At 25.3% G+C, this 12065-nt stretch carries 9 protein-coding genes, 2 tRNA genes and 2 rRNA genes; 11 read left to right on the top strand and 2 right to left on the bottom strand.

All coding sequences use genetic code 4. The features are described 5' to 3' along the window. Window position 1: 1 nt before the first annotated feature. The 8 genes from MP021_RS00005 to MP021_RS00040 all read left to right on the top strand — a co-directional run bounded on the left by MP021_RS00005 (window position 2) and on the right by MP021_RS00040 (window position 7195). A 16S ribosomal RNA gene (locus MP021_RS00005) occupies window positions 2–1520 on the top strand. Between the two features lie 27 nt (window positions 1521–1547). After that, window positions 1548–1621 (top strand) — tRNA-Ile (locus MP021_RS00010). Window positions 1622–1642: 21 nt separating this feature from the next. Further along, window positions 1643–4486, top strand: a 23S ribosomal RNA gene (locus tag MP021_RS00015). Together the 16S and 23S rRNA genes with 2 tRNA genes alongside form the textbook arrangement of a ribosomal RNA operon. 125 nt (window positions 4487–4611) lie before the next feature. After that, a tRNA-Val gene (locus tag MP021_RS00020) sits at window positions 4612–4683 on the top strand. A 114-nt stretch (window positions 4684–4797) separates the two neighbouring features. Next, the gene (infC, locus tag MP021_RS00025; protein WP_259286561.1) at window positions 4798–5352 is read left to right on the top strand and encodes a translation initiation factor IF-3; all 555 of its coding nucleotides are present in this window, start codon (window positions 4798–4800) and stop codon (window positions 5350–5352) included. After that, a complete protein-coding gene (locus MP021_RS00030; protein WP_259286562.1) occupies window positions 5333–5521 on the top strand; it encodes a hypothetical protein in 189 nt (62 codons plus the stop codon). Before infC ends, MP021_RS00030 begins: the two co-directional genes overlap by 20 nt. A gap of 5 nt (window positions 5522–5526) precedes the next feature. Continuing rightward, the gene (gene rplT / locus MP021_RS00035) at window positions 5527–5892 is read left to right on the top strand and encodes a 50S ribosomal protein L20 (protein ID WP_259286563.1); all 366 of its coding nucleotides are present in this window, start codon (window positions 5527–5529) and stop codon (window positions 5890–5892) included. 124 nt (window positions 5893–6016) lie between these two features. Then, window positions 6017–7195 (top strand): PLP-dependent transferase, encoded by a 1179-nt coding sequence (locus MP021_RS00040; protein WP_259286564.1) that lies wholly within the window; start codon window positions 6017–6019, stop codon window positions 7193–7195. A gap of 117 nt (window positions 7196–7312) precedes the next feature. Here the strand turns inward: MP021_RS00040 and MP021_RS00045 are convergent, their stop codons facing one another. Continuing rightward, on the bottom strand, window positions 7313–7903 hold the full coding sequence (locus tag MP021_RS00045) for a hypothetical protein (protein WP_259286565.1): 591 nt from the start codon (window positions 7901–7903) through the stop codon (window positions 7313–7315). Between the two features lie 192 nt (window positions 7904–8095). Beyond that, the gene (locus tag MP021_RS00050) at window positions 8096–8590 is read right to left on the bottom strand and encodes a hypothetical protein (RefSeq protein WP_259286566.1); all 495 of its coding nucleotides are present in this window, start codon (window positions 8588–8590) and stop codon (window positions 8096–8098) included. Here MP021_RS00050 and grpE point away from each other — a divergent pair. The 3 genes from grpE to MP021_RS00065 all read left to right on the top strand — a co-directional run. After that, entirely contained in the window at window positions 8571–9140 is a 570-nt protein-coding gene (grpE, locus tag MP021_RS00055; protein ID WP_259286567.1) for a nucleotide exchange factor GrpE, read from the top strand. The two genes, MP021_RS00050 and grpE, sit on opposite strands and share 20 nt — an antisense overlap. 26 nt (window positions 9141–9166) lie before the next feature. Next, window positions 9167–11035 carry a molecular chaperone DnaK gene (dnaK, locus tag MP021_RS00060; protein WP_259286568.1) on the top strand — a complete coding sequence of 623 codons (1869 nt, stop codon included), beginning with the start codon at window positions 9167–9169 and terminating at the stop codon, window positions 11033–11035. A 34-nt stretch (window positions 11036–11069) separates the two neighbouring features. Continuing rightward, window positions 11070–12065: DnaJ domain-containing protein (locus tag MP021_RS00065; RefSeq protein ID WP_259286569.1), on the top strand; the 996-nt coding region annotated here is incomplete at its 3' end.

Genomic DNA, 12065 nt, shown 5'->3' on the forward strand with positions numbered 1-12065 from the left:
TTTTTTTAAGAGTTTAATCCTGGCTCAGATTGAACGCTTGCGACATGCTTTACACATGCAAGTCGAACGTGGATTTTTTCCAAGTGGCGAACGGGTGAGTAATGCATTGATACATGCCTTACAATGGGGGATACATTAATGAAAATTAATATAATACCGCATAACAATAATCTAAGGATCAAAGTGGGGAAAACCTCATGTTGTAAGATTGGTTGATGTCTGATTAGTTTGTTGGTTTTTAGTTTAAAAGACTACCAAGACTTTTATCAGTAGCTATTCTTTGCGGATGTATAGCCACACTGGGATTGAGATAAGGCCCAGACTCTTACGAGAGGCAGCAGTGGGGAATATTGGACAATGAGAGCAAGCTTGATCCAGCAATGTCGCGTGTGTGATGAAGGTTTAAAGCTGTAAAACACTTTTTTTGAGGAATAAAAAGTTTTAACTAATAATTAAAATTAATGAATGTACTTAAAGAATAAGTACCGGCTAATCACGTGCCAGCAGCCGCGGTAATACGTGAGGTGCTAGCGTTAATCAGAATAATTGGGCGTAAAGTGTGTTCCGGCTGTTTAAAAAGATTTATATTAAATATTTGAGCTCAACTCAAAAAATGTATAAATTACTTTTAAACTAGAGTTTAATATAAGAAAATAGAATTTTGTGTGTAGCGGTGAAATGTGCAGATATACAAAGGAATGCCAAAGGCGGAAGCATTTTTCTTGATTACAACTGACGCTTATACACGAAAGCGTGGGTAGCAAACAGGATTAGATACCCTGGTAGTCCACGCCCTAAACTATGTCGATTAGCTGTTAAAATTTTTAGTAGCGAAGCTAACGCGTTAAATCGACCGCCTGGGGTCTACGATCGCAAGATTAAAACTCAAAGGAATTGACGGGGACCAGCACAAGCGGTGGATGATGTGGATTAATTCGATGATACACGAAAAACCTTACCTACTCTTGACATGGTTAGAATTTTATTGAGAGATAAAAGTGCTTGAAAAAGAACTAACACACAGGTGCTGCATGGCTGTTGCCAGCTCGTGTCGTGAGATGTTGGGTTAAGTCCCGCAACGAGCGCAACCCCTACTCTTAGTTGCTAAGTTTTAAGTACTTTAAGAGAACTGCCGACGATAAGTCTTGGAGGAAGGAGGGGAAGACTTCAAGTCCTCATGGCCCTTATGGGTAGGGCTTCACACGTCATACAATGGTTGATACAAAAAGTTGCTAAATTGCAAAATGGAGCTAATCTCAAAAATCAATCCTAGTTCGGATTGTACTCTGCAACTCGAGTGCATGAAGCTGGAATCGCTAGTAATCGCAGATCAGCATGCTGCGGTGAATACGTTAACTGGTCTTGTACACACCGCCCGTCACACCATGGGAGTAGCTTTTATTTGAAATAAAAATTTCTAACTTTTAAAAAGAAGATTTTTTATCATAATAAAACCTGTAACCGGGGTGAAGTCGTAACAAGGTAGCCGTACTGGAAGGTGTGGCTGGATAACATTTTTTTTTTAGCCGAACATTTGCAAATAGGACAGGTTTGTAGCTTAATTGGTTTGAGCATTGCTTTGATAAGGCAAAGGGTGCTGGTTCGATTCCAGCCAAACCTAATTTTTAAATTTTTAAATATTTATCAAATAATAAACTGTGTGTAAAGGATGCCTTGGCAATTTTATTTATGAAAGACGTTTTACGACAATCACGGGGAAACTTATTTTGATCCGTGGTTTTCTGAATAGGGTAACCTAATTTATATATTATTTATAATTTAAAAAATATGTTATAAAAAATTACTTAATGAACTGAAACATCTTAGTAATTAAAGGAAAAAAAATCAAAATGAGATTTCCTTAGTAGTGGCGAGCGAAAAGGAATTAAGTTTTATAAATTTTTAATATTTTATTATTTTAATATTTTTGAATATTTAACCAAAGTGGGTAAAAGTCCTTTAAAATAAAATAATTATTAAAAATTTATATTTATAAAATCAAGTAAAACGGGGCATGTGAAATCTTGTTTAAAAATTTTATAAGGGGAACCATCCTCTATAATTAAATATATGAAATTGACCGATAGTGGACTAGTACTGTGAAGGAAAGGTGAAAAGAACCCTTACTAAGGGAGTGAAATAGATTCTGAAATTACACACATACAATCAGTCGACGCTTTATAAAAAGTTACGGCGTACCTTTTGTATAATGGGTCAGTGAGTTATATTTAATAGCAAGCTTAATTTTTTAAAGTAGGCGTAGCGAAAGCGAGTTTTAAAGAGCGTTTTAGTTTTTAAATATAGACCCGAAACCAAGTGATCTATCCATGATCAGGATGAAAGTTTTTGCTGGAGGTCCGAACCCACTAACGTTGAAAAGTTAGGGGATGAATTGTGGATAGGGGTGAAAGGCCAATCAAACTTGGAGATAGCTGGTTCTCTTCGAAAGCTATTTAGGTAGCGTCTTTTGTTTTATTTTTAGAGGTAGAGCACTGTAATTTAAATAGATTCTCTAAAAGATTCTTTTTAAATAGCAAACTACGAATACTATAAAATATAATCACTGGAAACAGACAATGGGCTATAACGTTCTTTGTCGAGAGGGAAACAACCCAGATCATTAGTTAAGGTCCTTAAATACGACTAAGTGTTTTAAACGATGTTTTAAAACTTTGACAATTAGGAGGTGGTCTTAGAAGCAGACATCCTTTAAAGAAAGCGTAACAGCTCACTAATTTAGTTTTTTAATACGGAAAATTTTTGGGGCTAAGTCGTATACCGAAGCTATGGATATGATTTTTTCATATGGTAGAAGAGCTCTCTATAGATCGTAGAAGAGACATTTGTAAATTGTTTTGGAGATATTAGAGGTGAGAATGCTGACATGAGTAACGATAAAAGAGGTGAGAAACTTCTTCGCTGTAAATCTAAGGTTTCCTGTTCTATGTTAATCAAAATAGGGTTAGTCGATTCTAAGATGAGGCTTAAGCGTAATCGATGAATAAATAGGTTAATATTCCTATACTATTATTAAATTTTTATGAAGTTTAAAATTATTATATTTTAGCCAAGTTTTAAGTTCTTGGTTAATTATTTCTTTTATTTTTAATAAATATTAAAATTGTTTTTAAGAGGTAGTTTAATTTAAAATAAAAATTTTAATTTCTAGAAAAGCTTCTAAAATTATTTATTAATAATCGTACTATAAACCGACACAGGTGGATGGGATGAATATTCTAAAGCGCTTGAGACAACTGGGGAGAAGGAACTCGGCAAATTTGTACTGTACCTTCGGAAAAAAGTACACCTTAAAATATTCATAAAAACTTATGATTTTTTTAAGGTCTTGAAAAATGGTGGCTGCGACTGTTTAATAAAAACACAGCACTTTGCTAATATTATCTAGATGTATAAAGTGTGACGCCTGCCCGGTGCTAGAAGATTAAAATTTTAGAGTTTTTGCTTTTAAATTAAGTCCTAGTAAACGGCGGCCGTAACTATAACGGTCCTAAGGTAGCGAAATTCCTTGTCGGGTAATTTCCGACCTGCACGAATGGCGTAACGATGGCCACACTGTCTCCTCCCCAGACTCAGTGAAATTGAAATGTTCGTGAAGATGCGAACTACTTGCGGCAAGACGGAAAGACCCCATGAACCTTTACTGTATCCTTGTATTGTAGTTTAAAATTTCTTGTGTAGAATAGGTGGGAGATTATGATCTCAGGGCGCCAGTTCTGTAGGAAATCAACCGTGAAATACCATCCTTGAAATTTTATTCTTCTTAACTTTAATTATTATCTAAATTTTAGAAAACTGCATGGTTGACAGTTTGACTGGGGCGGTCTCCTCCTAAAGAGTAACGGAGGAGTACAAAGGTGCGTTATTCACGTTTGGAAATCGTGTTTTAGTGTAATGGCTTAAACGCGCTTAACTGTTAGACATACTTGTCAAACAGATGCGAAAGCAGGTCATAGTGATCCGATAATTCTTTATGGATTGGTTATCGCTCAACGGATAAAAGGTACTCTGGGGATAACAGGCTAATACCGCCCAAGAGTCCACATCGACGGCGGTGTTTGGCACCTCGATGTCGGCTCATCTCATCCTGGAGCTGCAGAAGGTTCCAAGGGTATGGCTGTTCGCCATTTAAAGAGGTACGTGAGCTGGGTTTAAAACGTCGTGAGACAGTTTGGTCCCTATCTGCCGCAAGCGTTGGATATTTGAGGGGACCTGCTTCTAGTACGAGAGGATCGAAGTGGACAAACATATGGTGTTCCGGTTGTTGGCTGACAGCACTGCCGGGTAGCTAAGTTTGGTTTAATTAACCTCTGAAAGCATATAAGAGGGAAATTATTCTCAAGATTAAATATCCCAAAAATTTTTTTTTTTTAAAGAGCTGTTTAAGATAAAAACTTTGATAGGTTGAAAGTGTAAACATAGTAATGTGTTAGCTTATCAATACTAATTGCTCGTAAGGTTTGATAAAATATATTTTTATTTTTGATAATTATTTCTATTAGATCAACTTCTAAACATTTCGAATAGAATTGTTAAATAATAGTTTACCGATGATATTGTTTTTAATGAGAAAGTAGGTTTTTGTTAAAAACAAGACTTATAGCTCAGAGGGAGAGCGGCACTACGACATAGTGTTGGCCATTGGTTCGATTCCAATTAAGTCTATTTTTATATATATTTTGTATAACTTTAATTTATATTTTTATTTTTATTATATTAAATATTATAAGTAATAATTAATTTTATTATTTAAATTTTTAAAATTTATATTATTTTATTATGAAAACGGATTATAAGATTAATAACTTTGTTACTAATAGTATTATAAAATTAATAGATATTAATTCTAAGTATTTGGGTGTTTTTAAAAAACACGATTGTATATTAAATTCAAAAATTTTAAATTTAGATTTAGTTGAAATAGGTACAAAAAACAATTTATCTATTTGTAAAATAATTAAATATAAAAAATTTTTATATTTAGAATCAAAAAAAAATTATAAAAATAAAAATTTAAATAATAAAACTAATAAAATAATTAAAATAAAAAAAAATAAAAAAATCAAAGAAATAAAATTTCATTTATTTATATCTAATAATGATTATTTAAATAAAATAAATCTTATTAAAAAGTTTTTAAGTAATAATTTATGTGTAAAGGTTACACTAATTATTAAAGGAAGAGAAGTTTTGAAGTTCAAAATTATAAAAAATAATATAGATAAAATAATTTTTAATATATCTGGTTCTGGAATATTAATAAACTCTCCAAAGTTATCAAATAAAAATATATTTTTAAATTTTAGACCTAAAAATGTTAAAAAAAAAAAGTAAAAAATCGATTTTAAAGAGATCTTTTATATATTTAAAAAATAATTTTAAAATAAAATTTTTAAGATCTTCAAAAAATCATTTATTAATAAATAAAAATAAATTTTTTAAAAAATATTTAAGAAATAGATTTTTTTTGAATAATTTTAAAAAATTTAAAAATATTATATAGAATTAATGGTAAGAGTTAAAAGGGGTGTTTCTTGTAAATTTAAACATAAAAAAATAATTAAATTATCTAAAGGTTATATTAATAGAAGAAAAAATAATTTTACTATTTCTAAACAATCTGTTATAAAATCTTTTTTATATTCCTATAGGGATAGAAAAAATAAAAAAAGATTTTTTAAGAGTTGTTGAATAATTTTTATTAATTCTTTTTTAAAAAATTATGGTTTTAATTACAGTTTTTTAATGAATTGTTTAAATAAATATTTTATAGAATTTAATAAAAAATCTATTTTTAATATTTTTTTATTTAATTACGATTTAATTAAATTTATAAATATTATTTTTTTTTATTATTATTATGAATATATTTAAATTATTATATTTTTATTTTAATCGTATTTTTTTTTTATTTTTTTATTTTTTAATTTTTATAATATATTTTATAATATCTAAAATTTTAATTTTTTTTCTTTTTAATCTATTTTATTTAATTTAAATGTTTTTTAAAAATAATAGTTTTTTAAAAACTAATAATTTAAAAAGTTTTTTTAGAGAAAACTCAGATATTTTATTTTTAAATTCCAGTTTTTGTTTTAAAAATTGTTATTATGCAGAAAAATTTTTTAAATTTTCAAATTTTTATAATATTTACTCCAGATTTTCTAACCCAACAATTAATATTATGGAAAAAAAAATAGCCTTTTTTGAAAAATCTAGATACTGCATTTCTTTTTCTTCAGGGATGTCAGCGATTGTTTCTTTGTTTATAAATTTTTTATTTTCTGGAAATATTTTTTATACGTCAATAGATTTATTTGGCTCTACTTTAAATTTTTTTTCAAATGTTTTATATAAATTTAATATAATTGCTATTTTTATAAATTTTTTTAATATAAATTTTTTTTATTATGATATATTTTTTATTAAATTATTTTTTATCGAGACTCCTTCTAACCCCTTATTAAAATTATTTGATATTTATATAATTTCATATATATCTTTAAAATATGATATTTTATTTATTGTTGATAATACATTTTCTTCATCTGTTTTACAAAATCCTATTATTTATAATATTAATTTTGTAGTACACTCCTGCACAAAGTTTTTTGATGGCCAGGGAAGAGTTTTGGGAGGTGTAGTTTTAACTAATAATTATTTTTTATTTTTAAATATTTTTTCTTTTTTGCGTTTTTCAGGTTTTAGTATCTCATCTTTTAATGCTTGAATAATATTTAAGAGTTTGGAACATTTATTTATTAGAATGAAAAATCAAATATATAATTTATATATTTTTTTAAGGATTTTTAAATATAATTTATTTATTTTAAAAATATTTTATGCGGGAAATCTTAATTATTTTAATTATAAAATTTTAAATTTTCAACAAGTTTTCATTAATTCTATATTTTCATTTCTAATAAAAGGTAGCACTTTGGAGATGATGAGAATAAATTCTTGAAAAATTGTTGATAATATTTTTTTTTTAAATACAGCAAATCTCGGCGATATCTCGACCTTAATTACTAATTGTTCTACAACAACTCACATATCTTTAAGTTTTTTAGAAAAAATATTTTTAAATATTAACGATCCACTATTAAGAGTGTCACTTGGTTTAGAGGATGTTTTTGATTTATACTGCAGCCTGTCTTTTGTTTTTAATAATATATAAAAATAGTATTTAAAAAATTTTTTATTTTTTATTTTTTATTTATAATATATTTTCTTATATTTTATTAGCTTTTTTATTTTTATTTTTATGAATTTTATTTAAAAATTTTTATTTTTATTATATTTTATTTTTATTATTTTTTATAATATATAAAAAAATAATATTTATAATATTCATTATTAATTTTGTTGAACATTCTAATATATTTTCTTTTAATTGTAAATTAATTACATTTATTTTATTTATTGTTTTACCGCATATTTTATAAATTATATTTATTTTTTTATTTTTATTTATTATTATGTTTAAATATTTAATTTTTAATATTATTAATATTAATATTAATATAAAATTTGTTTTATATTTTCATTTTATTTTATTTTTTAGCATTATAAATAAATTTTCATATTTTATACTTTTATTATTTATGTTTATTTTATAATTTATAGGTATATTTTCTTTTAATAGATTTTCTAATATTAAAATTTTTTCAATATTTTTTTTTTTAATTTTATTTATTTTTATTATATTTTCTAAACACATATTTTTTATTTTTTTTATTATTTCTAAATATTTATATAAAAATATATTTTTAGATTCTAATATTATATATATTATTTTATTATTTGTTTTATTTTTTTTTAATATTATAATTAAAAATATTAATATTTTTATTTTTGAGTTTAATCAACTTTTAAATCAAATCATTTTAAACTTTATTTTTTTTAATATTATAAAAAATAATTATTTTTTTTAATACTTTATAATTTACTTTAAACAATAAAAAAAATATATAAAATTTTTAAAATTAAAATTTTAATATTCATATATATTTATTTATTTTTATATATATTTAATTTATATTTTAAAAAATTAATTAAAATTAAATATTTTTAATATTTAAATTTTTTCAATATTAATATATTTTTTATTTTTAAAATTTATATTATATAAAATTTGACTATGATTTATTTTATTTTTTTTATACTTATATATTATTTTAAATATTTTTGAGAATATTATTTTTTTTTTTAAATTACTATATAGTGAGTTTATATTTTTTTTTTTAAATCTATTTAAATTTTTTTCTATTATATAAGAATTTTCTTTTTTGTTGATTGATAAAAATATGAAATTGTTTTTTTTAAAAATTTTTTTATTTTTTATTTTTTTAAAAAATTTTGGACATTTGTTAGAACATAATATATAACCAAAATAAAAAACTTTTTTATTTTTATATATATTTTTTTTAATTGAATTTTTATTTTTTAATTTTAATAAATATTCTTTTTTATTAAAATTTTCTTTTATATTTTTATATTTATTTATTTTATTTATTATAAAAAATAAATAAATTATTAAAAATTTTTTAAAAATGTTAAGTAAAAAAAACATAAATTATAAAAGAAATTATAATTATTTTGAAAAAAAGGTAGTAAAAAAAAATATAAATTTAAATTTTAAAAATAATTTTAATTATTTATTTTTAATGCAAAATAAATATTTATATAAATATAAAAATACTACTTTTTTTTTTAAAGAATCATATTTAAGAAGTGTAGCAGATTTAGAAAATTCAAAAAAGAAATTCAATGAAGAGGTTTCTAAATCATATAAATACTCTATAGAAGATTTTTCAGAAAACCTCCTGCCTGTTATTGATAGTTTAGAATCTACTTTAAATATAAAGTTTTCTAATAATGAAAATATTTTAGATGGAGTAAGATTAACATTAAAACTGTTTTTAAGTGTTTTAAATAAAAAAAAAATAACTTTTATTTTACCTAAAACAGGTGACACTTTTAACCCACACAAGCATCTGGCAGTTTCGGTGGTTAGTATTGGCGAAAAAAAAGATAATAGTATAATTAATGTTTTACAAAAAGGTTATTATATTTTTGAAAGAGTTTTAAGGCCTGCTTTAGTTATAGTTAATAAAGTTTAATTTTTAAAAAATATAATTAAAATTTTATGAATAAAAAAATAATAGGTATTGATTTAGGAACAACAAATTCTTGTGTTGCTGTTATGGAGGGTAACCAGGTTAAGGTTATGGAAAACTCAGAAGGTTCTAGGACAACCCCATCTGTTGTCGCATATTTAGCGGATAACGAGATTTTAGTAGGTGTTCCTGCCAAAAGACAGGCGGTGACCAATCCTGGAAATACTGTATATGCTATAAAAAGAATTATTGGTAGAAGATTTAATGAAGATGAAGTTCAAAAAAATCTAAATACAGTCTCATATAAAATAGTTGAAGCGGATAACGGCGATGCTTGGGTTGAAATAAACGGTAAAAAGATTGCACCTCAACAAATTTCCGCAGAAATTTTAAAAAAAATGAAAAAAACAGCAGAAGATTATTTAGGATATTCTGTCTCCGAGGCCGTTGTAACAGTACCTGCATATTTTAACGATAATCAAAGACAAGCAACTAAGGATGCTGGACTTATTGGAGGTTTAACTATAAATAGAATAATTAATGAGCCCACTGCCGCTGCCCTTGCTTTTGGTTTAGATAAAATTTCTGAAAAGGGTTGCAAAATAGTTATATATGATTTGGGGGGTGGCACTTTTGATGTGTCTGTTATTGAAATAACAGACATTGATGGCGAGAAACAGTTTGAAGTTTTAGCCACAAATGGCGACACATTTCTTGGTGGTGAAGATTTTGATCACAAAATAATTGATTATATACTTGATGAATTTAATAAAGAAAATGATGGCGTCGATTTATCTAAAGATGTTTTAGCTATTCAAAGATTAAAAGAGGTTGCTGAAAAAGCAAAAATAGAATTATCTACAACCTTACAAACAGATATAAATCTACCTTATATTACTGCCGATTTATATGGCCCTAAACATATTAATTATAAATTAAGTAGGAAGACTTTAGAATCTTTAATTGAAGATTTAATAGATTCAACAATTAAACCTTGCGTAACAGCAATTAAAGATGCAAACATAGATATAACAGACATAAAACATGTTATATTGGTTGGAGGTCAAACAAGGATGCCGAGAGTTATTGAAAAAGTAAAAGAATTTTTTTCTAAAGAGCCCAGAAGGGACATAAATCCTGACGAGGCAGTCGCTATAGGTGCTGCAATACAAGCTCAAGTTTTATCTGGTGAAAGAAAAGACATTTTATTGTTGGATGTGACACCACTATCCTTAGGTATTGAGACACTGGGCGGCATAATGACTAAAATGATAAATAAAAACACTACTATACCAACAAGATATTCTCAAATATATTCAACAGCTGATGATAATCAATCTTCTGTAACTATAAAAGTCTATCAAGGGGAAAGAGAGATGGTTGTCAATAATAAACTACTTGCCGAATTTAATTTAGAGGGTATTCCTCCAGCACCCAGAGGGGTACCACAAATAGAGGTTACTTTTGATATAGATGCTAACGGTATATTAAGTGTTAAAGCAAAAGATAAATCAACGCTGAAAGAAAATAAAGTTACAATTAAAGCTAATACAGGTTTATCAGAAGATGAAATAAATAAAATGGTTAAAGAGGCTGAAATTAATTCAAATGAGGATAAAAAAGTGAAAGATTTGACAGAATCTAGAAACAAGGCTCAAGAGTTGGTCTACAACACCAAAAAATCTTTAAAAGATTATGAATTAAAATTAGAACCCTCTTATTTAAATAATGTTAATTTATTAATAAATGAATTAGAGTTATTATTATCTAACTTGAAATCAGAAAAAGTTGAAATAGATTATAAAACTGAAGAATTATTAAAATTATCACAAAAAATTGGTGAAAATTTAAATGAAGATAAAGTTGGTGAAAATTCTGAAGCCAATAATAAGTCTTAATGATTTTTATTAATTTTTTATTTTTTGATTTTTTATGAAAGATTATTACAAAATTTTAGGCATTCCTAAAGATTCAAATATTGAAGATGTTAAAATGGCTTACAAAAAACTCGCTATGAAATACCATCCCGATAGGAATCAAGGCAACTTAAAATCTGAAGAAAAGTTCAAAGAAATAAAAGATGCTTATGATCGTATAATAAATAAAGATAAATTAAATGAAAATGATTCTAATAGGAACCCTTTTAACTACACTACTACCACTTTTACTGATTTTTCTAATTCCGAATCTTCTTTAGATGATATATTTAATATTATATTTCAAAAAAGCTCTAAAAAAGATAATAAAAATTATTTTTCTTTAGATGTTGACCTAGAATGTTGCGTTTATGGATCTTTAATGGATATTAAAATACCTCTTAATTTTATATGCGATAAGTGTAACGGAAAAGGTTTTAAGATAGGTTCTGATATAAAACTTTGCCCCAAATGTTTCGGCGCTGGGTTTTATAGTGTTACTCAAGGAATTTTCACATTTAAACAAAAATGTTTTAAATGTGAAGGTAGAGGCCATATTTTTTCTGAAGTTTGCCTATACTGTAAAGGTTTGGGTAGAATTATAAAAGATGTTTTATGTTTAGCTAAATTAAAAAAATATTCAACTAATAATAGCTATATTGATATTTTTTATGAAAAAAAAGATATATTAAAAAATATTTTTATATATGTTAAAATAAAAAATCATTCTTTATATTCAAGAAAAGAAAAAAGTAATGATTTAAGTTTTGATTTTTTTATAGATTTTATAAAATCTATCTTTGGTGGATACTTAAAAATTTTTACATTGTATGGTTTTATTTTATATAAAATTTCTAAATATACTCAAAATTTAAAATTACATAAATTATTGGGTTTTGGTTTAAATTTTAATAATAAAAAGGGTAATCTTTATTTAAAAATTATTATAGAAATTATCTCCAATATTATATTTTTAAGCAGTACATCTAAGTTTATAATAGTTAGTTTGCTT

It is taken from the genome of Candidatus Nasuia deltocephalincola, from assembly GCF_024820135.1.